This window comes from Reichenbachiella sp. 5M10 (assembly GCF_002742335.1).
In the GTDB taxonomy this organism is placed as follows: domain Bacteria; phylum Bacteroidota; class Bacteroidia; order Cytophagales; family Cyclobacteriaceae; genus Reichenbachiella.
In genome coordinates this window covers 4,405,372-4,430,083 of the sequence record NZ_MDGR01000007.1, presented here as the reverse complement: position 1 = coordinate 4,430,083, position 24,712 = coordinate 4,405,372, and the positions used below count along the sequence as shown (strand labels likewise).

Here is a 24,712-nt window from a genome sequence, read left to right as displayed (position 1 = left end):
CCTCAGCGTGAAAACAATCATTTTATTCACAATCAGAATAACCCTTGGATTGCTACTGGTGTACGGCGGGATCAACAAGTTCTTGCCCAAGGCTCCTAAACCGTCGACATCAGTAGTGAGCCAGGAGTTGCCTGACCATGTAGTCAAGATCAAGGCCTTCGTAGGAGGACTCAAACAGAGCGGTTACTTCTGGCCCTTCTTGGGCGTAGCAGAAATTCTCTGCGGTCTACTTCTGCTGAGCCAGGTCTTTTCCTTATTGGGTGCCGTCATGGCGGTACCCCTTACGCTCAACATATTCCTATTTCATGTCTTTCTCGAAGGGCATGATCTACCCGACCTCTTCCTTACGGGCTTGTATCTGTCTGCCAACCTCGTGTTGCTGGCTTTTGACTACCCCCGATTAAAATTCATTTTTTTAAATCAAAACATATAATACTATGAAGCAATTGACCATCCTCGTTCTTTCCCTGCTGGCTTTCTCAGCCACGGCTCAGAACAAAAAAAAACAAGACCAGCAGGCCATCAAAGACATGTGTGGCTGCTATACTGTCTCTTTCAATTTTGCCGAGACCTTCTCACCCAACGCTGAGTACAGCTTTTATGACAATTACAAAACAGGAGCGCTCGAATACGTCCTACCGGTCGAAGACAGCAAAGACAAAATCGTCCTGCAACACTTGCTCGTCATCAGTGACACCATGATCATCAAACACTGGAGACAAGACTGGCTCTATGAAAACACTGACCTCTACGAGTACGAAAAAAACAGCACGTGGAAGTACACAAGTCTATCCTCCAAGCAAGTTGCTGGTCAATGGACTCAAAAAGTATATCAAGTTGATGATAGTCCTCGCTACGAAGGCTCTGCGACATGGGTACACTACGACGGCCGCCACTATTGGGAAAACACTGCCGATGCACCACTCCCTCGTAGAGACCGAACCAAGCGCAGCGACTACAACGTCATGGCCCGTACCAACCGACAAGAAATCACAGACTACGGATGGGTACACGAGCAGGACAATGACAAAATCCAACGTGCTGACGATGGAGAAACATTGATCGCACAAGAGAAAGGGTGGAACACCTACACCAAAGTGGAAGAGGCAAAATGCCAAGCAGCCAAAACGTGGTGGGCAACCAATCAAGTCTACTGGGCCGACGTACGCGTGGTTTGGGATGAGCTATTCGCCGAGAAAAAAGACATCTCCATCAAAATGAAAGTCGATGACAAGATTTTGTATCAACGACTTTTCGGACTAGAAAAAGAAATGATGAGTGAGGATATTTATAATTCTGAATTGGCCAAAACCAAAATCAGAGAAGTCATTCAAATGCATTTAAAAAGCAACCAACTGCTCAGTTCGCTGTAAACCAACCCTGTGTGGGGTGCACATCACGCACCCCACACTTTCTCTACCCACTATGAGTCACTGCAAGCCCATCCCCCTCGTCGAAGGAGCCAACTACTGTGTCAGCCAATGTCGCGGATGCAAACGCTTCGGCCTACATTACCACCACATCATGATTGGGTTCGACCCCAAAGACTTCTACCGCTTTTGTCGTGGCTTGGCGCGCGTTCGCTTCGAAGATCACGTCATCCTGTTTCCAGATCAGAGCGAGCGCATCATCGTCCAAACCCCACAACCCGACATCCAGCTCAACCTCCGTAGACACGAATTCGAACTGCTGTGTGATGTACTACAACAGAGTATCTTGATGCTCGAAGTAAAAGCCTTGATTTGATTCCCACGGATGCATCCGCTGACTTATCTTTGCCCTATTAGTTGACAAACAAACATTCGACATGGCACTTACCTCGACATTAGTCTACAAAGCAGACAAAGAATACGAAGCAACCAATCAGGCGGGCAATACCGTCGCGATGGACATGTACCCTCAAGACGAAAAGAAAAATCAATCCCCCATGGACCTTGTATTATCCGGTCTCGCAGGCTGTGCGGCTGTAGATATCGTATCGATGATCAAAAAGCGCCGCAAGACCTTCATCGATCTCAAGGTCGAAACTGTCGCCGAGCGTGCCGAAGGACACCCTGCCAAATTCATCAAGATCCACAAAAAATTTATCATCACCTCACCGGATCTCACCGACAAAGAAGCCGAACGTATCATTGATCTAGCCGTGGACAGCTACTGCAGTGTCGCATCATCGCTCTCTCCAGAGATTGATATGACACATAGTTTTGAGATCGTCTCAGCCTAAATCTGTAGGCGATGCAGGTAGGGCATAGCCCTACCTATGACTTTATACCCACTTTCCCAATCGAGCAAAGCCTCCTTCCATGACGGTTCGGTCACATAGAATCTACCATTTGCTAGTAGGATACAATAGATGATACTAAATTCGAAGCACAAACAATATCGTCAACTACTGTCACTTTGAAGGTCCTTTATTTTCATCAACATTTCAAAACTCCATCCGATGGAGGCAGCATCAGGTCCTACCTGCTTGCCCTCGAAATGATCAAAAAAGGCTATGAAGTGACGATGATTACCGCTCACAACGGACCCAAAACACACAGAAACATCAATGGAATTCGTACCGTCTACCTGCACGTACCCTATGACAATACGTACAAGTTTTGGGCACGAGTCAAAGCCTTCCTACATTATGCCTGGCTCGCATGCATCGAATCCAGCAAGGTCCAAGACATTGGGTTCTGCTACATCATGACAACTCCTCTGACAACAGGTTTGATCGGCCTTTACAACAAGCTTTTTCACAAAAGGCCCTATTTTTTTGAAGTAGGAGACCTATGGCCTTTGGTACCTGTCGAGATGGGATTCATCAATGCCCGCTTCCTAAAAAAGATCACATTTGGGATGGAAAAACTCTTCTATCGCCATGCCCTAGGCAACATCGGCATGTCTCCCCCGATCACAGACTACATACAAGAAGCCTGTCCGTCAACTCCAGTCGCCACAGTGTACAACATCAGCGATTGTGATTTTTTTCGTCCTGCTCCACAGCCATCCGGTGACGAGTTTGTCATCTGCTATACAGGAACATTTGGTCTCGCTAATGACCTCTCACGTATCATTCAGATCGCACATCAAATCCAAGACCTACCCGTGCGGTTCATATTGATCGGAGCAGGAGCAGACAAGCCGAAGATAGAAAGAGAGGTGGCGGATCTACAGCTCACCAATGTGGAAGTCCGTGACTTTGAAGACAAAATCGGCATGGCCAAAGTCCTCAACCAATCCCATGCCATGTTTATATCCTTTGCCAATTACCCCAGCCTCTTTACCGGCAGCCCCAACAAACTGTTTGACGCACTAGCAGCCGGTAAACTCATCATTACAAATTTTGAAGGATGGATAGGTGAATTAATTACTTCTTCCGAATGCGGCTTCTACTTTGCCCATGACTCAAGTGAGGATTTCGCTCAAAAAATAAGGCCATTTCTCAATGACACCTCTTTGTTGCAACGCTATCAAGGTCACTCGCGCCATCTTGCTGAGACACGCTTTGACCTCAAACTACAGAGCCATACACTCTTACAGTTTATATCAGTGAGGGTAGGGGCTCCACATTCTTAGGCTTGTAACCCGACTTTTGAAAAATCTTATGCCCGTCAGTTTCTTTCATCAACTCCTGTAGTGTCACATCAGGATTGTTCTCCATGTATTTTCGAACGATCTGCCACCCGACCCATGCCCCCACTCGTCCAGGACATTTCTCACTGATCTCATAGACATTTGGACTTTCTCCTACGAACTTATTTTTCAAGAAATGATCCGTCTCATACAGCAGTTCATTCTCGATGAGGTTCGCCCAAATGACCTCTTGGTTTGCTTCGACTAGCGTCATTTCTTCGGCAGTATACCCTATGATCAGTGAATCTGGTTTACACGGCAGTGCCGAGGAGACGAAATAATACGACTTACCGACATTAATCATATCAGCCAGAAGTGTCCCATGTGACTGATCGATGTGATTGTATTCATTGGATACAAAACTCAAAATAATAGGAGCTACGCTTTCCTTCATGTAGCGCTGTACGATATACGCTGGCACATCATTGGGAGGGTATTTCCCATTCATTCCCATAAAAAAATCCAAACCCACTACTATCAATGAATCCGACACATACAGATCATTGTACTGCCCAGTAATGATGGTCTCTACTCTAGGGTCACGCGTCTCTGGATAATGATATTTGATGAAGCGAAAACCTCCTTCTAGCTCCGCGACTACCTTTTGATCAAAATCAACAAAATACTCGTCTACTTCCATATACAACGAATCAATGTGCGGATTTTGCATCAAACGATACAAACGCTTCGCCAAAATACTATCATCTGGGTACTGATTGGCATCCAAAAAATAATCTGCAACAACCCGATGGTCTCCCAAATAACTAGCCGTCTCCTCCCACGTACCTAACTCACTGATCTCACCTTCCAAATGCCTCACTGGGATCTCCACAGACACATGATCATATTGAGACACGGCATCACAGGCATTGTATTCGCAAGCCACCAACACCCCCAGAGACAGCCCTAGCCCTAGACTTTTTTCAATAATTCGAGAAATAATTTCTATCTTCAATTTTCTGACATTTAGATTTGTACCGTTCTGTTGTCCTGTAAGACTATTCGGATCGAACAAAAGTATTTATTTTATTCTCATGAAGAAAAACCTACCGTTAATACTATTCCTTTTTACTGGACTTGTTAGTTATGCACAGCCCCGTATCGGATTGATGGTCGCTCCTGGCCTCAACTTCAATCAAGTGCATTACCAAAACACGGATGATACGCATGTCAACAAAAAAGGCCTTCCTTTTCGGGCAAAATTTGGATTGGAATTTGAGTTTCCAATCACGGAAACTTACGCATTTGCCACAGGACTCATCTATGCCCCCAAAAAGCTCGAAATCAAATCCAGCGGATTCAACGAAGGGACTAGTGAGATGATCAACCAAACTGAGGAGTATAAACTTCAGTACTTACAGCTTCCGGTTACGCTCAAGCTTTACACCAGTGAAATCCAACCAGACCTCAAGGTCTTCTTTCAACTGGGATTCATGGGTGAGATTTTGCTTCATAGTCAAGATGTCGAAGCTGGCAATGTGATGATTGATGAATTCAGGTTCTTTGACGTCTCCTTTACAGGAGGAGCAGGAGTGGAGTATGGAGCAGGGGTCAATACCTTGATATATGGCGGTGTATTCTACGACCGTGGACTAGTCAATGTCGTCAAAAACCAAAACAACGATATCACTGAAGACCTCGTCATCCGCACGGACATGCTATACCTCAAGATTGGACTCAAGTTTTAACCAAAAAAAAGATCGCACTAAAGTGCGATCTCTTCTCCTAAACCATTGATGAATTTGTATTCTAGAATGGCCATTGACGAATCTTCTACCAAATTGATCCATCGTTTGTACTTGAAGTACCATTTCCATTGTCTTGAAATCAAGCCTTTGGTATAATACGCGTACAAATACGGATGAAGCGAAATGGTTAGCTTCTTTTCGTTTTGCTTGAGCATGATATGCTCCACATCTTTTTCGATCTGATCGGTCACCAAAATCGATGCAGTGACTTTTCCTGACCCATTACAGGACGGGCATACTTCCCTCGTCTTGATATTGAGCTCTGGTCTCACTCGCTGTCTGGTGATTTGCATCAATCCAAACTTAGACAAAGGCAGGATCGTAAATTTCGATCTATCTGTCTTCATCTCATCTTTCATCTTTTGGAAAAGGGCTTTCTTATTCTCCACTTTTCGCATATCGATGAAATCGATGACGATGATTCCTCCCATATCCCTAAGTCGCAATTGTCTGGCTACTTCTCTTGCGGCATCCAAGTTCACTTTCAAAGCAGTGCTTTCTTGGTTGTCCTCCGCATTGGATTTGTTGCCACTATTGACATCTATGACATGAAGAGCTTCTGTATGCTCAATGATTAGGTAGCCACCTCCATCGATGCTCACAGACTGCCCAAACAAGCCCTTGAGCTGCTTTTCTATGCCGTATGCTTCGAAGATTTTTGCTCTACCATTGTAGAGTTTGGTGATTTTTTCCTTGTCAGGAGCAATCTCTCGAATGAATTCTCTGACATCTTGATAGAGTTGCTTTTCATCAACTACTATACTGTCAAACGACTCATTGAGTACATCACGTAGTATTGAATTGGCTCGGTTCATTTCACCGATCACCTTTTCGTTAGGCTTCACTTGTTTCAGCCTTTGCATACCTTTTGACCACTTTTCGGTCAAATTGGTCAAATCCTTATCCAACTCAGCCACATCTTTTCCTTGTGCGACTGTACGGATAATAATTCCAAAATTCTCTGGTTTGATCGAATTGATCAGACGAAGTAATCTTTTTCTTTCAGCACTGTCCGCAATTTTCTTTGAGACACTCACTGAATCAGAAAACGGAACGAGTACTATGTACCTACCAGCAATTGACAACTCACTGGATAGTCTTGGCCCTTTTGTAGAAATAGGTTCTTTTACAACCTGTACGAGAACGCGTTGGTTTTTTGACAAAACCTGGTTCATCTTCCCCAACTTATTGATATCAGGTAGCCGCTTAAAACCATTGAGATTCTTTCCGGTCATTTTTCCAGAGAGTACCTGCTTGGTATACTTATTAAGTGACTGCAGTTGAGGTCCGAGATCCAAATAATGCAAAAATGCATCCTTCTCATAGCCAATATCAACAAAGGCGGCATTTAATCCAGGCACAACCTTTTTGACTTGACCTAGATAAATGTCACCTACATTGAATTGGTGCCCATCATCATCTTGATGGAACTCGGATAATTTTTTATCTTTTAAAAGGGCTATTCGACATCCATTTTGAGTTGAATTAATTATTAATTCGTTACTCAATTCTTAAATGTTTAATATGTAAAACTTGATAAACTCAAATAACCCAAGAAAGCACAATTACTTCTTCTTGTGTCTGTTCTTTCTTAGTCTCTTCTTTCTTTTGTGAGTAGAGATCTTATGTCTTTTTCTTTTTTTACCACACGGCATAACAAAAAATCTTTAAAATTTATAATTCATTTAACTTCTTCAAGTATTGATCCGTCGAGGATAAAATCGCTGGGTCAGTACTAGTACTTTTTATATTTTCAAACCATCGTCCCGCTTCGTCATACTGACTAGTCTCAAAATAGCTGGTTGCCAAAAGAAAAGCAGCTTGTTGATTCGTCGGATCAATAGTCATCAATTTCTCAAACCTCCCTATCGCCTTTTCATACTGACCAGATTGTATGGACAGCAACCCTAGACTATACAGAGCTGTGATGTTTTCGGGATACTCTTCTAGTATTCCTCGTAGCACTGTGATTCCTTGCATAGGATTGTCAGAAACTACCATCGTCATTCCCAACTTCGCCTCTAGATCCGGGCTGTACTCACGTGCCAACACACGCCGAAAACACTCCCCAGCCTTATGGCTATACCTCGCCAAGTCCGATTGACTCAACGAAATCCCAAACAATTGGAAATAAATCTCTCCTGCTTTCAGCTGACCTAACCATGATGAATCTTGCTTCAATATCTCATCTGCGAAATACCCCGCACTGTCCAACATGTTGTATGATAGGTACAACCTAGCCAAAGAGTCCGCAAAGATAACACTTTTTTCTTGCCCAGAGGAAGTCTCCAACAATTTTAAGAGAGAGCTCCGTCGCTCTACATCCTTTGCACTGAAGGAAAAGCCATGTGATTCATCTACAGCTTCCGCCTGAGAATCGGCTATCTCCGTCTCTATCGCATCATTGTCCACCACAACTTTAGGCAATGTAAAGAGAATAAAGACGAGCCCCAGGCCGCCGATCAATATTACCCAACGATGTAGTGACATGTGTTGTTTATCCTATTTTGCTACTTGTTTTGATTTTCTCTACAAACACCTTTGAAGGTTTGAAGCTAGGGATGTAGTGCTCATCGATCACCATCGCCGTATTCTTTGATATATTTCGAGCTATTTTCTTTGCTCTTTTTTTGTTGATGAAACTCCCAAAACCACGAACATAAATGTTCTCTCCCTCGGCCATTGAACTTTTCACTACGCTAAAAAATGCCTCCACTGAAGCTTGGACATCCAATCTGTCTATTCCTGTTTTCTCGGCGATCTCGTTGATCACATCTGCTTTCGTCACGTTGAATTAATTTATATGTAGTAGAAATCTTGATTTTAAAGCTATTTTAGCCAACTGAACTCCTACGAATTCAGAACCGCAAATTAAAGTAAAAATTCGCTCACTTAGAAATAATATTCCGGATTGAAAGCCAAAATAGACTCTTCGATTGCCGACAAATTCACGAATAATTTATCAGTATGGTACACGCTGAACCACAGAGAATTACCCTGGAGAGCCTCCAAAGACCCCTACAAAATCTGGCTATCCGAAATCATCCTACAACAAACACGCGTAGCGCAGGGTACCTCATATTATCAGAATTTTGTAGAGCACTATCCCACGATCTATGATTTTGAACGAGCCCCTTTGGATGACATCCTCAAGCTCTGGCAAGGACTCGGCTACTATTCAAGAGCGCGCAACATGCATAAGTGTGCTCACCAGATCGTCGAGTATGAGCATGGCCAGTTCCCTCAAAACTATGCCCGCCTCATCCAACTCATCGGTATAGGCAAGTACACAGCGGCAGCCATCGCTTCGATCTGCTTTGATCAACCGGTACCCGCTATAGACGGCAATGCCTTTCGGGTCTATGCGCGGTATTTTGGGATATACGAAGACATCTCCTTAGGCAAAACCTTTAAAATATTCTTTGAGCAAGGACAAGCAATCATGCCTAGAGACAACCCTGGGGACTTCAATCAGGCCGTCATGGAATTGGGAGCTAGGATATGTCTGCCCAAAAAGCCACTATGCGAGGACTGTCCAGTCCATACATCCTGTTTTGCCAAGAGCAAAAAAGAACAACATACACTCCCGATCAAAACCAAAAAGATCAAAGTCAAGGACCGCTACATGGACTATGTCGTACTCAAGCATAAGGACTCTCTACTCGTCCACAAAAGAGAAGGCAAAGATATATGGCAAGGACTGTATGATTTTCTCCTTTTCGAAACCGATATACTCTCAAAAAACCGTATTTTTGAATTGTTAAAAGAACTGGGCTTAAAGGAAGTGCAAAACGTGAATAGTTCACAAGAATACAAGCACCTCCTCAGCCATCAAAAGTTGCACATTCATTTTCACCTCGTTGAAATCAAAGAATGGCAGAATTTTGAAGTAATTTGTCAGAAATATGAATTGGAAGCATTGCATATTAGTAAACTAGAAGGCTTAGCCGTACCAAAACCGATAGAAACGTTTTTGGCGAGTGAGTTCTCTATATTCAATTAATTTCCAATCAAAACAACCTATTATCATGGCAGGAGTAAACAAAGTAATTCTAGTCGGAAACTTGGGCAGAGACCCAGAAGTCAGACACCTCGACAATGGTAGAGCAGTGGCAAATTTTTCTATTGCAACCAGTGAAACGTATAAAAACAAACAAGGCGAACGTGTCACGACAACCGAATGGCACAACATGGTGCTCTGGTCTCCTCTCGCTGAAATCGCTGAAAAGTATCTCAAAAAAGGAAACCAGGTATACATAGAAGGCAAGTTGACCTCTCGATCATACGAAGACAAAGACGGTGTAACCAAATACATCACAGAAGTAGTCGGGCGAGAAATGACCCTACTAGGTGGGCCGAGACAAGAAGGGGCCGACAACTCCACCCCTCCTGCGGCGGCTAGTCAACCCTCTAATTCGGAAATCGTAGACTCTACCGTGGAAGATTCAAACGAAATTGACGATCTTCCTTTTTAAAAACTAATTGATATCTAATGGACGACCCATTTCCGGGAAACTACATACTCACAGCTTTTCTCTCTGGTCCTGAAATCTATTTTCTGATTAGCAACTTGCTTTTGATCGGGCTTCTCTTCATAGGGTCCGCATTGGTTTCAGGGTCAGAGGTAGCTTACTTCTCGCTTTCCCTCGATCAAGTCATCCACGATGGAGATGATTCGCCCAAAAACAAGCGAATCATCCATCTCCTTTCGGATCCCAAAAAGCTCCTTGCGACAATCCTCATTCTCAACAACTTCATCAACATCTCCATCGTGATGTTGACAACTTATGCGACACTCCATTTGACCGCTGCGTACTACTCTACCGAAAGTGTCCTCGGAATCTTGACTATTATTGTCACTTTTCTCATCGTGTTTCTGGGAGAGATTGTCCCCAAAGTATACGCCAATCAAAACAACTGGTCTTTCGCTCAAAAGACCTCCAAACTACTCACCCTCTCTAACAATTTTTTTAGTCCTTTGTCATGGCTACTCATCAAGGTCAGTAGTGTAATCGAGCGAAGAATCGTCCGAAAAGGCTACAATGTCTCTGTAGATGAACTCAACCAAGCCCTAGAACTCGCTACAGACACCGAAACAACCGAAGAAGAAAAAGGTATCCTCAGAGGAATCGTAAACTTCGGAACACTATCTGTCAAGCAAATCATGAAATCTAGGATGGACATCACGGCTCTAGACATAGAAACCGACTTTCATGAATTGATGAATCAAATCAACAAAACAGGATACTCAAGAATCCCCATATACAAGGAAACCATAGACCGCATCGAAGGCATCCTGTATATCAAAGATCTCCTACCCCACCTCAACGAAGAAGAAGACTATGCCTGGCAAGAACTCTTAAGACCAGGTTATTTTGTTCCTGAGACCAAAAAAATAGATACTCTTTTCAAAGATTTTCAAGAAAGACGAATACATATCGCCATTGTAGTAGATGAGTACGGTGGTACCTCAGGCCTAATCACTATGGAGGATGTCATCGAAGAAATCGTTGGTGAAATCAATGATGAATTCGATGACGAAACGGATGCTGAATACAAAAAAATAGATAGCAACACTTTCATTTTTGAGGGCAAAACCTCTATCATGGATTTTTGCAAAATCACTGACGTAGACCACAAGGTATTCGAAGAAGTAAAAGGAGAAAGTGAATCCCTCGGCGGTTTACTGCTAGAAATCAACTCCACCTTACCCTACGCTGGAGAAAAAATCATCTTTGATCGCTACACTTTTGTAATTACTTCGGTCAACGAAAAGAGAATAAAAAAAGTAAGAGTCGTAATCAAAAGATAAATGAAAGAAGTCATTGGCTATACCCTCATCCTTCTATTGATCGCTTCATGCGGTGAGTCCAATTTTGTCCCCAAGCCGAAGGGCTACAACAGGATTGAATTGACGCCTTCCACCTATCAATCAATCCCAGACAGTTTCCCTTATCAGTTTGAATACCCTCAAGCCGCACGAATCATCAAAGACAAATCTTGGATTTCGGAACGCTACTGGATTGACCTCTATTATCCCGCATACGATGCAGATATTCAGGTCACCTACAAACCTGTCCAAAACAGTCGTGCCGTACTTGAAGAGCTACTTCGAGATTCCTACAAACTAACTTCTGAACATGGCGTCAAGGCCTATGCCATCGAAGAAAGTGTCATCCCACTACCGAATGGAATGAACGCAACACTCATGGAGCTCTCAGGTCAAGTGCCAAGTCAATTTCAATTTCATGTCACGGACTCCACAGAGAATTTTCTAAGATGCGCACTATACTTCAAAACCTCCACAGCCAATGACTCACTCAAACCTGTGATTGACCATATCAAAATGGACATGATCCATATGCTTAACACACTCGAATGGAATAACTAGTCCGTCCTATGGCCTCTTTTCTCGACACGAAAATAGAATTCCTGAAAGGAGTAGGCCCCACTAGAGCCAAACTACTCCAAGAAGAATTGGCCATATTTACTTATGAGGACCTCCTGCACTATTATCCCTTTCGCTACGAAAACAGATCCGAGTTTCATCAAATCAAAGACATCTCTGAAACAGACTCCTTCGTACAAATCAAAGGAACACTCCAGTCCTTTGGACTCAAAGGGCAAGCCCGAAAACAACGACTATCTGCTCAATTCGTTGACTCCACAGGGCAAATAGAATTGGTGTGGTTTACTGGTGCGAGCTGGATGATGAAAAAGCTCCGACAAGGCGTTGCATATGTCGTCTACGGCAAACCCTCCGTATTCAACGGTCAATACTCAATCAGCCACCCGGAAATTGAAATTGTCACGCCAAGCAACGAGCAGACCAGCAATAGCTACCACCCGGTATACTCCACCACCGAAAAACTTAAGAAACGCTACCTAGATAGCAAGGCCATCGCCAAACTCGTCAAAGCGCTCCTTCAGAGCCCAAGCTTTCAAATTCAAGAAAATCTAGACCCTCACTTACTACATAGCAATGAGCTCATTGGGCTCAAATCTGCACTCACTTGGGTTCACTACCCTAACGACCAAGAACAACTAGACAAGGCTCTCAAGCGACTAAAATTCAACGAGTTATTTTTCATTCAAATCAAAATTTTCCAAGAAAAATCGGAACGAAAAGAAAAACACCAAGGCATTGTATTCAAAAACAGTCATCTCGTCAATCAATTTTATACAGACCACATCCCCTTTGACCTGACAGACGCACAAAAAAGGGTCATCAAAGAAATATACACCGACCTCCAATCAGGATATCAAATGAATCGTCTCATGCAAGGAGATGTTGGTAGTGGCAAAACCATCACCGCATTCATTTGCATGCTCATTGCCATCAGTAGTGGCTATCAGACCAGTATCATGGCTCCTACCGAGATCCTCGCTACTCAGCATTATCACGGCTTGTCTGAATTTAGCAAACAACTAGGGCTCAACACTGCCCTCATCACAGGGTCTACTAAAAAAAGCCAAAAAAGAACTAACCTAGAGCAACTACAATCAGGAGAGCTTGACATAGTCGTCGGAACACATGCGTTGATCGAAGACAACGTGGCCTTTCGAAACCTAGGATTAGCCGTCATCGATGAGCAACACCGCTTTGGAGTTGCACAGCGAGCCAAGCTATGGCAAAAAAACAAAAACCACTACCCTCATGTACTTGTGATGACAGCTACCCCAATCCCAAGAACCTTGGCCATGACCCTTTATGGTGATTTAGAAATCTCAACCATCGATCAGCTGCCACAAGGAAGAAAACCCATCAAGACCACTCATCTGACTGACTCCAACCGATCCAAGCTCTTTGGTTTCATCCGTAGACAAATTGAAGAGAACCGTCAAATATATATCGTTTATCCTCTGATAGAAGAATCCGAAAAATTGGACTACAAGGACCTCATGGATGGATATGAAAGCATCACTCGAGCATTTCCCAATCAACAAATCAGCATCGTACACGGTAAGATGAAGGCTGCTGACAAGGAGTTTGAAATGCGGCGTTTTGTTGAACACAAGACACAAATCATGGTCGCCACAACAGTCATCGAGGTAGGTGTCAATGTCCCCAATGCCTCGGTCATGGTCATCGAAAACGCAGAACGCTTTGGCCTCTCTCAGTTGCACCAATTGAGAGGCCGGGTAGGGCGGGGAGCAGACCAATCCTACTGCATACTCATGAGCGGCTCCAAAATATCCAAAGAAGCCCGAGAGCGCATCAAATGCATGGTTGACACTACAGACGGCTTTAGGATTGCCGAAAAAGATTTAGAGCTACGTGGGCCTGGCGACCTAATGGGTACACAGCAGAGCGGAGTTCTTGACCTCAAAATTGCCGATATCACCAACGATGGGCAGCTGCTCAAACAAGCCCGCGAACAGGCCCGAACCATCTTAGAAAAAAACCCAAGCCTAGACCAATACCCCATACTCAAAATTCACCTCAACACACACAAGCGCCAACTTCTGTGGAGCAATATATCTTAGGCATAAAAAAACCCTGACATCGCTGACAGGGTTTCAATACCTTTATGAAATAAGTGTTAAGACACTTCGCTTTCCGCCTTTAACTTCGCTATGCTAAACGACTTTTTCTCCTTGTGTCCACAATATCCACAAGTGAAAAATTTAACCAATTCACCTTCTTCGGTTGTAGATGGAGACTGTACAATTTCCTCTTTGTTGACTTTCAACGTCTGGTAGTTACACTCAGAGCACTTCAATGCATGCAATCTACCGTTGTATTTTTCAATTTTAGTAAACCCTGATTCTTCGTCAATCCATACATCATAGTCTACAGAGAAAGCATCTTCTTCTGCCTGCATTCCTTCATCAAGGTACACATCTTCTTCTTCCTCACTCAACAATTTCATCTTTCTACCATCAGGTGAAATCCTTGGAGCAAAACGAAGCTGCTTCAATCGTTTTTCAATATAGAATGGGTAGTAAAATTTCAAGATATTCTGAACAATAACCCCTGCAATGATTGCAAACATTGTGCTCACAAATAGTCTCACCACAAACCATAGTATTCCTGATTCGGTCACCAAGGTATTGGCATATACAGCTCCTGCAATAATTATCAACAAGGCACTATACCACAACAAATTGATTTCATACATATTGATGTAATCATATCTTGTCTTGTAATCCTTTGTAATCAGCAACTTGAAATAATGACTCAATAGTATAAGCAACCCTACACCTGCGATCGCATATGAAACGTAGTGACCGTACGTGTTCCAAGTATCCAGTAGGCTTTGATCGATTTTATTCATAGCGTTAAGCTTTAATTAGTGGTATTTGTAGTTAAGGTTTTTTACTTCTTTTATTTCTAATACAGAAATTAGCCAAATATATATAAAATACGTAATCCGCATACCGAGGCATTGCTAAAATTACATAAAAAAAACTTTAACTCTGCACGAGATTTCCCCTTTCGGAATGACCTCAGAGCAGAATTAAAGCTAATATATATGATCTCATCATGGCCTCTGCCGATGACTACTGAGCTTAATTATCCATTCATCGAAATGAGGAACTCTTCGTTGTTTCTTGTTCCTTTCATTTTGCCAAGCAAGAACTCCATCGCTTCGCCAGAGTTCATGTCGTCCATGAACTTTCTCAAAATCCATACTTTAGATAGCTCATCTTTGTCCATCAACAAGTCCTCTCTACGAGTACCCGAAGCAGGAATATCAATCGCAGGGTAGACACGCTTATTAGATAATTTACGATCCAACTGCAGCTCCATGTTACCGGTTCCTTTGAATTCTTCAAAGATTACTTCGTCCATTTTCGAACCTGTCTCGATCAAGGCTGTTGCCAAAATAGTCAAAGACCCGCCATTCTCTACATTTCTAGCTGCTCCAAAGAATCTCTTCGGCTTATGCAGTGCATTGGCATCCACACCCCCTGACAAAATCTTGCCACTAGACGGCACTACAGTGTTGTGTGCTCTTGCTAAGCGCGTAATCGAATCCAACAGAATCACAACATCATGACCACATTCAACCATTCTTTTTGCTTTTTCCAAGACAATGTTAGCTACTTTGACATGCTTCTCTGCTTGCTCATCAAAAGTAGACGCAATCACTTCCGCCTTGACGCTTCGAGCCATATCGGTCACTTCCTCAGGTCGCTCATCGATCAACAAAATCATCAAATAAACCTCTGGATGATTTTGGGCAATAGCGTTCGCTACGTTTTTGAGCAAAACGGTTTTACCTGTTTTGGGCTGAGCCACGATCATACCTCTTTGGCCCTTACCAATAGGAGAAAACAAATCCATCACACGAGTAGAGTAATCTGTCGGCTTGTAACTCAAGTTTAATTTCTCCTCTGGAAACAATGGTGTCAAATACTCAAACGGCACTCGATCTCTAATTTCTTCGGTAGTCTTGCCATTGACAGTGGTCACTTTTAGTAATGCAAAATACTTCTCACCATCCTTCGGGGGACGAATCTGGCCAATAACCGAATCCCCTGTTTTCAAGCCAAACAGCTTGATTTGTGAAGGTGACACATAGATGTCATCAGGACTAGCGAGATAGTTATAATCTCCCGATCTCAAGAAACCATAACCGTCTTGCATGATTTCCAATACACCGCCATTCTCGATCACACCATCAAAATCCTTGACACTGTTGTTGTATTCGTTCTTTTTAGATGTTTTTTCAGGACGTTTTTCACGATCTTGATTCCCTCTATTCTCTTGCTTTTCCCTTCTCTCAGGCCTGTCGTTTCTTTCTCTTTTGTTTTCAGGAGAAGAATCCTTCGACTCTTTCGGTTCTGCCTTTGGTTTTGACTCACTCGCTTCTGCTTTGGGCTGAGCCCCCTTGCTTGCAGAAGAATCCACGTCAAGATTGAATGACTTCAATACATCTGCAGTTCCTTTATCAACTTCAACTTTTTTAGGTTCCTTGTCTTCGTTGATTTTTTTCTCCGCTCTCGGCTTGTTGTCTCGACGAGGCTTTTCCTTTTTCACTTCCTTTTCTGCTACTGGCTCGCTCTGAGGGGCCTCAGTGCTTTTAGATTTCTCTTCCTTAGCCTTGATTTGTTTTGCAGGCTCTGGGTTGACAGCCTGCTCGTCTAATATCTTATAAATAAGATCCTTCTTAGCCGCTCTTTTAAAATTTTTGATCCCTAGGTTGTCAGCTATATCCTTTAGCTCCGACAACAACCTATCGTTCAATTCTTCGATGTTGTACATAATAATTCTTATAAAGATCTGTGCTTAACTTAGTAAGCCTAATATTCTGATGTGTGTATTTTGAATATAATCGGTAATGTGTGAATGCTAAACCTACAGCACTGCTCGAGAAGCAGAAAAGAAATAGCACATTTGATGGTGGCACAAGTATATACCAACCACGTATCATACGCAAATATATATTATATTATTTCATCCTCCTATAAAGCGTAATTATAATAGTCCAATAACGGTCTGATGTTATAAATTTGCTCCTCAATATAGAATACATCAGATATGTTATTGGTTTCAGACATTATTGACAACAAAGAGCAATTTGTTGCCGGCTTAGTAAAAAGAGGAATAGAAAACGCGAACGAACTGCTGGAAGAAGTCATCGCACTGGATCTCAAAAGAAAAAATACACAAACAGAAATGGACGAAGTCTTGGCTGAATCCAATCAAGTTTCCAAGTCCATAGGCCTCCTCATGAAAGAGGGTAAAAAAGAAGAAGCCAATTCTGCCAAAGAGCAAACGGCCCATCTCAAAATTAAATCCAAAGATCTCGGGCAAACACTGGAAGAAACGAAGACAGCGCTTGAAAACAAACTCTACCAGATCCCTAATATCCCTGAGGATCAAGTGCCTACAGGCAAATCAGAAGAAGATAATGAAATCATCTACACGGTAGACACTATCCCAGAACTAGACGGTCAAGCTTTGCCACATTGGGAGTTGATCAAAAAATACGACATCATCGATTTCGATCTGGGTGTCAAAATCACAGGTGCGGGATTTCCTGTATACAAAGGCAAAGGAGCGCGACTACAACGCTCTTTGGTCAACTTTTTCTTGGATGAAGCCCAACAAGCTGGATACCATGAGATTCAACCCCCAATAGTAGTCAATGAAGCTTCCGGCTATGGCACAGGGCAACTACCAGACAAAGAAGGTCAAATGTACCACCTATCCGATACAGACATGTACCTCATACCTACAGCTGAGGTGCCCTTGACCAACCTATATAGAGATGTGATCTTAGATGAAAAAGATCTACCAATCAAAAATGTAGGCTTTACTCCATGTTTTAGAAGAGAAGCTGGCTCATGGGGCTCTCATGTGAGAGGACTCAACCGCTTGCATCAATTCGACAAAGTCGAGATCGTGCAAGTACAGCACCCAGACAAGTCCTTCGAGACATTGGAGCAAATGGTCAAGCACGTAGAAACGCTACTACAAAAACTAGAATTGCCTTACAGAATCTTAAAATTATGCGCAGGCGACTTGGGTTTCACCTCATGCCTCACATATGATTTTGAAGTGTACTCTGCAGCACAAAAAAGGTGGTTGGAAGTCAGTTCGGTAAGCAATTTTAAAAACTACCAAGCTAACCGTCTCAAACTACGCTATAAAGACGAGCACAACAAAAAACAACTCCTGCACACACTCAATGGTAGTGCACTTGCACTCCCAAGAATCATCGCTGCCCTACTCGAAAACGGACAAACAGACAAGGGCATCGAACTACCAGAGATACTGACCCAATACACCGGGTTCAAAATCATCGACTAATGCAAAAGACCTACTCAATCCGACAAGGTGTCAAAGCAGACTTGCCTGCTGTGCTCGAGCTGATCCGAGAACTCGCTATCTACGAAAAAGCTCTCCATGAAGTCAACAACACTCTAGAAAAAATGGCAGAGGACGGTTTCGGACCTCAACCCATCTTTGGCTTTTTCGTGGCTGAATCCCAAGACAAAATCATAGGCCTCTCCCTCTACTACTACCGCTACTCCACCTGGAAAGGCAAACGTTTGTATCTAGAAGACCTCATCGTGACAGAGTCTGAACGAGGAAACGGCGTAGGAAAACTCCTGATGGATCACACCATTGCTTTTGGCAAAAGCCAAAAATGCACAGGCATGATGTGGCAAGCCCTGGACTGGAACGAGCCCGCTCTCAACTTTTACAAAACCTACAAAGCGAGCTTTGACGAAGAGTGGGTCAACTGCCACTTGGACTTTGCTTAGTGCACTTGCTTGAGCATCGTACGAAATAGCATCACACTGTCTCCATACTTTGAAATGATCTCGTGATGAAACTGTTCGCCTAGAGACTCTTGAAACGCCAAGATATCCTCTTCATTCTTTGCAAAAAACTGCACCGAATAGGTCGTCCCTTGAGGCTCATCACTGAGCAATTCAAAAACCTTGCACTCTACAAAATGTCCTGTAGCTATCATTTTCTCAATATGAATGGTTTTCATCCACTGAAGCCAATCTGACTCAATCCTTTTATCCACATTCATCGTAACGTTATAGAGTACCATAATTCAAATTGTTTGTATGCAGCAAAAATCCATTAATCCCCGGTTTTATCAAAGTAATAGATTTATTTCCGTCATTCGTCGAAGAATTCTAAATCCTGATCCAACAAAGTTTACATTTACTTCCTTATCTGAAAAGCGCAGATCTTAATCATTATGGGGTATCAAAGAATAGAAAGAATAAGTGAAGTTTGGAAAACCATAGAGGGTTTTTCGAACTACGAGGTATCCAACCAAGGTACTATCCGTCGCAAGGCTCGTAAGACTTGGCATAGCGGATCCAAAAAAGACATCCTCCTCAAAGAAAGAATTATGAGACAGCGTTGGAACAAAAGTTGCAAATGCTTTTTCCTCGACCTGCTCAATGATGAGGGCAAGCGCAAAACGGTCTATCCGCACAAAGAGGTCGCCAAAGCGTTTTGTATCAATATCATTCCAGAAGAATACACGATGATCGTCCACTTGGACAACAACCCAAAAAACAACGATTCGACCAATCTCGAATGGGTTTCTCCTTCTGAGCATATGTCTTTCCAGTTTGAGGTGGGCAACAAGAATAACTTTAAGGTCTGGAAAACAAGAAAGAAACGATACAAGAATGGTTTCAAAGAACAAGGCCCTACCACTCACTACAGCAAGAGTCAAGCACGTAAAATGGCATAATGCCACCCTGACCTAAACAAAGTATCTCTTTCTTGAGTTCTTTTGCAACCTGCATGGGTTTCTCTCTATTTGTCACTCATCATCTCGATGGGGGCAACTCTGACCACACGAAACAACTCCAATCTTTACGATACAGGGACTATTTTATTTCCCAATGAGTACGAAAGGAGACCAATAATATGGATGAGCAAATTGCCCGCCTTTATTGATCAAGTCTATTTTTGCCTTTTTGAGTGCATAGGCATAGCTGAGACTGGTGTGAATATCCTCAGGGATCTCTTGATCTAGGAAATTACTATAAAAATCAATCATCAATTCTTTGGTCGATTCATCCGAGACTTTCCACAATGAGACCGTTAGATTCTTGGCCCCTGCATAAATCAACGCACGCGACAAACCGATAATCCCTTCTCCACTCTTGATTTTACCCAAACCTGTCTCACAAGCAGATAGTGTCACGAGTTCTGCATTGAGGTTGATATTATACACCTCCCCAGAAAACAAAATTCCATCTTCTATCTTGGTCAGTGAGTCTCTCGTCATGAAAATTCCCGAAAACTCAGGTTCCTCCTGATTGACAAAGCCATGGGAGGCAATGTGCACATAATTGTACTCATCCATCTTCCCCGATTTGGCCACCTCTTCTTTTGCCTCATAATGCAAATAACTATCAGCTGTTTTCCCATTCTCTGAAAACATATCAATGAGAGTCATAGATTCAATCTCCGTACCAGGCAAGGACGGAATTTGATTCTCGGATATTGCGATCCCTTTACGTAGGTTCATGGCCTTGTCAGACTCTGTGTAGGATTTTTCTTTCGCTTCACGAAGTGCGTCCAGGGCATTGTCAAAATCAACAGGGGCCAGAACCATACCATCCTTCTCTGCTTTGCTACGAATTGTTTTCTCATTCATAAAGGTCTTATAGAGCAAATTGGCTGAGAAAGTATAAGAGATGTTGTAATCCCTTACCAAATATGGCAGAGTTGCATAGTCCATGGCTTCTGCATTGACATCCTCCGTGAGTAGTGCCTCAAACGGAATCGTAGACATCACACCATCCTGCACAATGATCAGGTTTTTGATGTGGCTCGGAATCTCTATAGGAAAAAGCTGTTGGTAGAGTATTCTGGCATACTTGGCATAGACTCGGTCACTCTTGTACAAAATCCCTTGACGTACCGCCTTGAGGGCCTTCTCATAGTCTCGTTTCTTGTAGATCTTACCTATCTTAAAATCATCCTTTTCAATTTGAGAGATATAGATGCTATCAGTAGCGATATAGTAAGAAAGCATCATCGTAGAATCATCCAAAAATTCCTGCACTTCATCCAGAGAAGTGATTTGAATGTCGTATTTCAAGTCATAATACTTCGGATAGTCACTTTCAAATTGATAAATCAAATCCTCATACTCCCGGTTGGCAGCAAACAACTCCCGCTGATAAAACTCAAGCATCGTACTGTCTGGATTGGCGGCCAATTCTTGTGTGTAGCTATTGATGAGATCCTTGAGTTCCTTCTCTTGATAGAGCATAGTCTCTGGTATCCCACCAAAGGCCTTGGCATTAGATTCTGCCAAAGAAGAAAAAAGAATTGCTCCTTTGTCTTTTTCAGTAAAGAAAAAGAACCTGTCCTCGTACTCCTTCTTCTTTTGGCTGTACGATGCGCCTGTTCCAAGATACTTCACATTGTCCTCGTTGAGCAATCGCGTCAAAGCATAAGACGCATTGATCGAAGATTCGTAAATTTTGCTCGACAGATCGCCCAGCATCACTTGATCTCTACGATCGGTATAGGACTGTCGAATCTGATCCACTAGGCTGTCACTCAAGATGAAACTGTTGAGCGAAATATCCAACCCTTTGACATTTTCGCTTCGGCGAAAACCTTCCTCAAGCAATTCCCCTTTGTAACTCAAATAATAGAGCAAGTCTTGGTTGTCAAAGAAATTCACCAAGACTGGATTGATGAATACATTCTGATCGTCAAAATCAATGATACTCGAATTGATGGCGCTTTGTATATTTTGCAAAGCCATCGAGATATCTCCTTTTTCACCATAGACCCGTGCGATGTTATGATAAGCGTTGGCAACATTGGGGTGCTCCGACCCATGAATGGCAATATCTATATCCAGTGCTTTGGTAAAAAAGCGCAATGCCAACTCAAAATCCCCAAAGAAATAATAAATACTCCCCAGATTGTTATTCGCCGCAGACGAATTGACGTGATTTTCTCCCACCAACTTAAAATTAATATCCAATACCTGATTGTAGTACTTCAGTGCTTCAGGAAATTTCTCCTGATACATGTAGGTGTTGCCCAAACCCAAATAGCTTCGCACACTATTTTGATGTTCTAGACCAATCGTCTCAGAAAACAAATCAAGTGACTTTTGATAATATTCCTCTGCTTGGAGATAATCTCCCTCATTTTTGAACACATCCGCAAAACCTAAGTAGATCGCACCATATTTTGGATTTTTTTCGTGCAAAAACCGCTTGTATATCACCAATGCCTGACGGTAATATTGCATCGCGAGATCGTAACTTCCACTGTTTTTGTAAATGTCTGCAATCCCTACATAAGTCGTCGCGACATCCGGATGGTTCTCTCCAAACACCTTCTTATTGATCCGCAAAGCATGTTCATAATATTCCGTAGCAAGATTGTATGACCCCTTGTTTCGGTAGAGGTTACCCAAGCTCAAATAAGAATTCGCTACATAAGGATGATCCTCTCCCAATATAGCAATGTTGGTTTCTAGTGCTGTCTGAAAATGTTTGAATGCCTCCTCATATTGGTGTTTCCCAAAGTAGACATTGCCAATACCCAAGCTAGTTGGGGCAGAAAAAAGCACCTCTTCGTGAAATTCGTGATGGGCTATATCTAGCGCCCGTTCATAATCTTCCAGTGCCTGCTCATGCTGGCCCGTGAGATAGTGTATGTTTCCAATGTTGTTGAGGGCGTTGGCCTTCTCAATATCCCACTCTCCCAAATGAAGGTCAGCCATTTCGAAAGCTTCATTCGCCAAGTCCATGGCCTTGATCAAATCAAATGTTCCACAGAGGTTTTCAGCAATCTTGTTGTCCGAAGCAATGATCCCTCTCCAATAAGCCTCTTTCACATAGATTTCTCGAGCTTTTTCGAAATGATATATAGAGCTATCATGCTTATTGAAAAGCAAAAAGGTATCCCCCTTGTGAAAATGTTCATCACCCAGATCCTTTTGAGAATACGCAGAATTATAAATACAGGTAAATAAAAAGGCTTGTATTAAAACAATTCTAAATTTCACTTCAAATATTTTTCTTGGAAAAGACTTTTATGATAAGTCCTTTTTGTTTCTTTTTTTTTGATATTGCAGGCGCAATGTATTTAATTGAAATTGCATTCTAGGAGTAAAAATAATTTATTATTAGTTATGAAAAAGCTTTTTACGATTCTTCTGTTTTGCCCCTTGTATATTTTTGCACAGGAAAAGCAAGCAGTAGACGCCAACTACTATGTCGGAGAAGACGGCAAACTCTACTGGCACGGAAACAAGCCCGTTTATATCTTCATAGCTGATAACCCTGAGGGCACAAATGCCCATAAATTAGAAAGTCAAATTCATCCACAATTTACCAACCCGCTGTATTTGGACACAGAAGGGATCAACTATTTCCGTACCAACTGGGCAGCAGACTCTAGCTTAAAACAGGTCTCTCCCAAGGTAGAGGTCCTCTTTGAAGTCTACCGTGACAGTCATGCTCCCGAGACCAAGGTAACCTTCGAAGGTGCCACGCTCTACAAAAGTCCCGAAGGAATACAATACTACGGCAAAGGCCTCCGTCTAAATGCCCAAGCTACTGACCGTCACTCTGGGGTACAAAAAACATTCTATTCGATCGATAATAGTCCCTTCTCGACTTTTGGGGAGTCAATAGCACTCGACACAGACCAAGATTACGACATCAAAGTATACTCTGCAGACAATACCGGCAATGTAGAAGCCATCCAAATGTTCAACATCGTGGTGGACGCGAGCAGTCCAAAATCCGAGTACACCGTACACAACGATCGCAGCGGAATGGTTTTCTCTCCGAGAACCTACCTCAAAATAAAATCAATTGACGTGGCGTCAGGCATTCAAAAAATCGTTTACAAAATCGACGATGGCCCTGAGAAAATATTCACCAATCAAATCAATCTATCAGGGTTGTCCGATGGTGACCATAACATCAAGTACTACGCCTACGACAATGTCCAAAACAAAGAAGAAGAGCAAAGTATTGACTTTTATCTAGATAGTACTGTCCCTGAGGTAGAAGCAAGCATCGTCGGAGACCAGTATCAAAACAGAGGCCGTGTATTCATCTCTACGCGTACCAAGGTCAAACTGGTCGCCGAAGACAACAAAGCAGGCGTCAAAAACATCAAATACTCCATCAATGGAGCAGAAGCTGAAAACTACTATGAGCCATTTGCGCTCAACAAGTCTCAAGGCAACCATGTCGTGACCTACTACGCCACGGACAAAGTCAACAACACCTTTGAAGGTAAGCTTGAAGAAGCAAACCTAAGCCGATCATCACTCGACATAGACATGGTCGCTCCAGAGATCACGTTTGCCTATGAGGGCAAACACCACATGTCTCGTGACACAGCATTTGTAACAAGTGAATCAGCCATCACACTATCTGCTACAGATGACGACAGTGGGCTCAAAGACCTCGGCTACAAAATCAATGGTGGCACAGGACAAGCTTACGATGGTCCGATCAAAATCGAGGAAGAAGGCTTCTATACCATTGACTTCTACGGTACCGATCAGGTCAACAACCGAAACACAAAAACATTCTTCTTCGTCGTTGACAATACAGGTCCTGCCATCGAACAAATCCTAAGTATGGAGCCTATCGGAACGATATCTTTGGATGAGAAAGAAGGAGCTCCAATCAATGTCTATTCCAAAGGAGTGAAGTTGTTTTTGGGAGCCACAGACAAAACCATAGATACTGACAAGGTCTACTACACACTCAACGACCGAGCAGAACTCGAATACACCAAACCTATTACCATCACCCAAAAAGGACTAATCACCTACAAAATCAGGGCAACAGATATGCTAGGTAACGAAACCATCTCTGACACCTACGAAGTTTTCGTAAAATAATAA

Annotated in this window: 23 protein-coding genes; 15 read left to right on the top strand and 8 right to left on the bottom strand. The window is 42.8% G+C overall.

What is annotated here, in order from left to right; translation table 11 throughout:
* The first annotated feature begins 7 nt into the window (after nucleotides 1-7).
* The 5 genes from BFP72_RS18105 (at nucleotide 8) to BFP72_RS18085 (ending at nucleotide 3,564) form a co-directional block, all read left to right on the top strand.
* A complete protein-coding gene (locus BFP72_RS18105) occupies nucleotides 8-433 on the top strand; it encodes a DoxX family membrane protein (protein WP_099600484.1) in 426 nt (141 codons plus the stop codon).
* A gap of 4 nt (nucleotides 434-437) precedes the next feature.
* Complete coding sequence (locus tag BFP72_RS18100; protein ID WP_099600483.1) at nucleotides 438-1,373, top strand: DUF6607 family protein; 936 nt, start codon at nucleotides 438-440, stop codon at nucleotides 1,371-1,373.
* 52 nt (nucleotides 1,374-1,425) lie between these two features.
* On the top strand, nucleotides 1,426-1,746 hold the full coding sequence (locus BFP72_RS18095; protein WP_099600482.1) for a DUF6686 family protein: 321 nt from the start codon (nucleotides 1,426-1,428) through the stop codon (nucleotides 1,744-1,746).
* Nucleotides 1,747-1,807: 61 nt separating this feature from the next.
* Complete coding sequence (locus BFP72_RS18090) at nucleotides 1,808-2,224, top strand: OsmC family protein (RefSeq protein WP_099600481.1); 417 nt, start codon at nucleotides 1,808-1,810, stop codon at nucleotides 2,222-2,224.
* A gap of 176 nt (nucleotides 2,225-2,400) precedes the next feature.
* Complete coding sequence (locus tag BFP72_RS18085; RefSeq protein WP_099600480.1) at nucleotides 2,401-3,564, top strand: glycosyltransferase family 4 protein; 1,164 nt, start codon at nucleotides 2,401-2,403, stop codon at nucleotides 3,562-3,564.
* Here the strand turns inward: BFP72_RS18085 and BFP72_RS18080 are convergent.
* On the bottom strand, nucleotides 3,530-4,576 hold the full coding sequence (locus BFP72_RS18080; RefSeq protein WP_143520126.1) for a gliding motility lipoprotein GldB: 1,047 nt from the start codon (nucleotides 4,574-4,576) through the stop codon (nucleotides 3,530-3,532). The genes BFP72_RS18085 and BFP72_RS18080 overlap by 35 nt on opposite strands.
* A gap of 79 nt (nucleotides 4,577-4,655) precedes the next feature.
* Here BFP72_RS18080 and BFP72_RS18075 point away from each other — a divergent pair, with 79 nt between their 5' ends.
* Nucleotides 4,656-5,309: a porin family protein gene (locus BFP72_RS18075; RefSeq protein WP_099600478.1), complete on the top strand. Its 654-nt coding sequence runs from the start codon at nucleotides 4,656-4,658 to the stop codon at nucleotides 5,307-5,309.
* A 17-nt stretch (nucleotides 5,310-5,326) separates the two neighbouring features.
* On the opposite strand, the gene BFP72_RS18070 is transcribed toward BFP72_RS18075, so the two are convergent.
* The 3 genes from BFP72_RS18070 to BFP72_RS18060 form a co-directional block, all read right to left on the bottom strand.
* The gene (locus BFP72_RS18070; RefSeq protein WP_099600477.1) at nucleotides 5,327-6,877 is read right to left on the bottom strand and encodes an Rne/Rng family ribonuclease; all 1,551 of its coding nucleotides are present in this window, start codon (nucleotides 6,875-6,877) and stop codon (nucleotides 5,327-5,329) included.
* Between the two features lie 166 nt (nucleotides 6,878-7,043).
* Nucleotides 7,044-7,859, bottom strand: a complete 816-nt coding sequence (locus BFP72_RS18065; RefSeq protein WP_099600476.1) for a tetratricopeptide repeat protein — start codon at nucleotides 7,857-7,859, stop codon at nucleotides 7,044-7,046.
* Nucleotides 7,860-7,866: 7 nt separating this feature from the next.
* Entirely contained in the window at nucleotides 7,867-8,157 is a 291-nt protein-coding gene (locus tag BFP72_RS18060) for an HU family DNA-binding protein (RefSeq protein WP_099600475.1), read from the bottom strand.
* Nucleotides 8,158-8,280: 123 nt separating this feature from the next.
* Between BFP72_RS18060 and mutY the strand changes: the two genes are divergently transcribed.
* The 5 genes from mutY to recG are packed head-to-tail and all read left to right on the top strand — an operon-like array spanning nucleotide 8,281 to nucleotide 13,856.
* The gene (gene mutY, locus BFP72_RS18055; RefSeq protein WP_099600474.1) at nucleotides 8,281-9,372 is read left to right on the top strand and encodes an A/G-specific adenine glycosylase; all 1,092 of its coding nucleotides are present in this window, start codon (nucleotides 8,281-8,283) and stop codon (nucleotides 9,370-9,372) included.
* 25 nt (nucleotides 9,373-9,397) lie between these two features.
* Nucleotides 9,398-9,844, top strand: coding sequence for a single-stranded DNA-binding protein (locus BFP72_RS18050; RefSeq protein WP_099600473.1), 447 nt, complete (start codon nucleotides 9,398-9,400; stop codon nucleotides 9,842-9,844).
* Between the two features lie 17 nt (nucleotides 9,845-9,861).
* Nucleotides 9,862-11,181 (top strand): gliding motility-associated protein GldE, encoded by a 1,320-nt coding sequence (gene gldE / locus BFP72_RS18045; protein WP_099600472.1) that lies wholly within the window; start codon nucleotides 9,862-9,864, stop codon nucleotides 11,179-11,181.
* A complete protein-coding gene (gene gldD / locus BFP72_RS18040; RefSeq protein WP_099600471.1) occupies nucleotides 11,182-11,760 on the top strand; it encodes a gliding motility lipoprotein GldD in 579 nt (192 codons plus the stop codon).
* A gap of 8 nt (nucleotides 11,761-11,768) precedes the next feature.
* Nucleotides 11,769-13,856, top strand: coding sequence for an ATP-dependent DNA helicase RecG (recG, locus tag BFP72_RS18035; protein WP_099600470.1), 2,088 nt, complete (start codon nucleotides 11,769-11,771; stop codon nucleotides 13,854-13,856).
* Between the two features lie 56 nt (nucleotides 13,857-13,912).
* Here recG and BFP72_RS18030 read toward each other — a convergent pair whose 3' ends face one another.
* Nucleotides 13,913-14,647 (bottom strand): hypothetical protein, encoded by a 735-nt coding sequence (locus BFP72_RS18030; protein ID WP_099600469.1) that lies wholly within the window; start codon nucleotides 14,645-14,647, stop codon nucleotides 13,913-13,915.
* A gap of 239 nt (nucleotides 14,648-14,886) precedes the next feature.
* Nucleotides 14,887-16,581 carry a transcription termination factor Rho gene (gene rho / locus BFP72_RS18025; RefSeq protein ID WP_099600468.1) on the bottom strand — a complete coding sequence of 565 codons (1,695 nt, stop codon included), beginning with the start codon at nucleotides 16,579-16,581 and terminating at the stop codon, nucleotides 14,887-14,889.
* A gap of 276 nt (nucleotides 16,582-16,857) precedes the next feature.
* Between rho and serS the strand changes: the two genes are divergently transcribed.
* Both serS and BFP72_RS18015 read left to right on the top strand, forming a co-directional pair.
* Nucleotides 16,858-18,132, top strand: a complete 1,275-nt coding sequence (gene serS, locus BFP72_RS18020) for a serine--tRNA ligase (protein ID WP_099600467.1) — start codon at nucleotides 16,858-16,860, stop codon at nucleotides 18,130-18,132.
* Entirely contained in the window at nucleotides 18,132-18,590 is a 459-nt protein-coding gene (locus tag BFP72_RS18015; RefSeq protein ID WP_099600466.1) for a GNAT family N-acetyltransferase, read from the top strand. Before serS ends, BFP72_RS18015 begins: the two co-directional genes overlap by 1 nt.
* On the opposite strand, the gene BFP72_RS18010 is transcribed toward BFP72_RS18015, so the two are convergent.
* The gene (locus BFP72_RS18010; RefSeq protein ID WP_099600465.1) at nucleotides 18,587-18,889 is read right to left on the bottom strand and encodes a DUF4286 family protein; all 303 of its coding nucleotides are present in this window, start codon (nucleotides 18,887-18,889) and stop codon (nucleotides 18,587-18,589) included. The genes BFP72_RS18015 and BFP72_RS18010 overlap by 4 nt on opposite strands.
* A gap of 153 nt (nucleotides 18,890-19,042) precedes the next feature.
* Here BFP72_RS18010 and BFP72_RS18005 point away from each other — a divergent pair, with 153 nt between their 5' ends.
* Nucleotides 19,043-19,549 carry an NUMOD4 domain-containing protein gene (locus BFP72_RS18005; RefSeq protein ID WP_099600464.1) on the top strand — a complete coding sequence of 169 codons (507 nt, stop codon included), beginning with the start codon at nucleotides 19,043-19,045 and terminating at the stop codon, nucleotides 19,547-19,549.
* Nucleotides 19,550-19,693: 144 nt separating this feature from the next.
* Here BFP72_RS18005 and BFP72_RS18000 read toward each other — a convergent pair whose 3' ends face one another.
* Nucleotides 19,694-22,678: a CHAT domain-containing tetratricopeptide repeat protein gene (locus BFP72_RS18000; RefSeq protein WP_143520125.1), complete on the bottom strand. Its 2,985-nt coding sequence runs from the start codon at nucleotides 22,676-22,678 to the stop codon at nucleotides 19,694-19,696.
* A 297-nt stretch (nucleotides 22,679-22,975) separates the two neighbouring features.
* Between BFP72_RS18000 and BFP72_RS17995 the strand changes: the two genes are divergently transcribed.
* Entirely contained in the window at nucleotides 22,976-24,709 is a 1,734-nt protein-coding gene (locus BFP72_RS17995) for a hypothetical protein (protein WP_099600462.1), read from the top strand.
* Nucleotides 24,710-24,712 lie beyond the last annotated feature (3 nt).

Excerpts from the sequence above, each read along its gene's own strand:
- BFP72_RS18015 (WP_099600466.1), top strand. The coding sequence starts at position 18,132 with ATGCAAAAGACCTACTCAATCCGACAAGGTGTCAAAGCAGACTTGCCT.
- BFP72_RS18090 (WP_099600481.1), top strand. The coding sequence starts at position 1,808 with ATGGCACTTACCTCGACATTAGTCTACAAAGCAGACAAAGAATACGAA.
- serS (WP_099600467.1), top strand. The coding sequence starts at position 16,858 with ATGTTATTGGTTTCAGACATTATTGACAACAAAGAGCAATTTGTTGCC.
- BFP72_RS17995 (WP_099600462.1), top strand. The coding sequence starts at position 22,976 with ATGAAAAAGCTTTTTACGATTCTTCTGTTTTGCCCCTTGTATATTTTT.
- gldD (WP_099600471.1), top strand. The coding sequence starts at position 11,182 with ATGAAAGAAGTCATTGGCTATACCCTCATCCTTCTATTGATCGCTTCA.
- BFP72_RS18065 (WP_099600476.1), bottom strand. The coding sequence starts at position 7,859 with ATGTCACTACATCGTTGGGTAATATTGATCGGCGGCCTGGGGCTCGTC.
- gldE (WP_099600472.1), top strand. The coding sequence starts at position 9,862 with ATGGACGACCCATTTCCGGGAAACTACATACTCACAGCTTTTCTCTCT.
- rho (WP_099600468.1), bottom strand. The coding sequence starts at position 16,581 with ATGTACAACATCGAAGAATTGAACGATAGGTTGTTGTCGGAGCTAAAG.
- BFP72_RS18075 (WP_099600478.1), top strand. The coding sequence starts at position 4,656 with ATGAAGAAAAACCTACCGTTAATACTATTCCTTTTTACTGGACTTGTT.
- BFP72_RS18050 (WP_099600473.1), top strand. The coding sequence starts at position 9,398 with ATGGCAGGAGTAAACAAAGTAATTCTAGTCGGAAACTTGGGCAGAGAC.
- BFP72_RS18100 (WP_099600483.1), top strand. The coding sequence starts at position 438 with ATGAAGCAATTGACCATCCTCGTTCTTTCCCTGCTGGCTTTCTCAGCC.
- recG (WP_099600470.1), top strand. The coding sequence starts at position 11,769 with ATGGCCTCTTTTCTCGACACGAAAATAGAATTCCTGAAAGGAGTAGGC.
- BFP72_RS18030 (WP_099600469.1), bottom strand. The coding sequence starts at position 14,647 with ATGAATAAAATCGATCAAAGCCTACTGGATACTTGGAACACGTACGGT.
- BFP72_RS18005 (WP_099600464.1), top strand. The coding sequence starts at position 19,043 with ATGGGGTATCAAAGAATAGAAAGAATAAGTGAAGTTTGGAAAACCATA.
- BFP72_RS18095 (WP_099600482.1), top strand. The coding sequence starts at position 1,426 with ATGAGTCACTGCAAGCCCATCCCCCTCGTCGAAGGAGCCAACTACTGT.
- BFP72_RS18010 (WP_099600465.1), bottom strand. The coding sequence starts at position 18,889 with ATGGTACTCTATAACGTTACGATGAATGTGGATAAAAGGATTGAGTCA.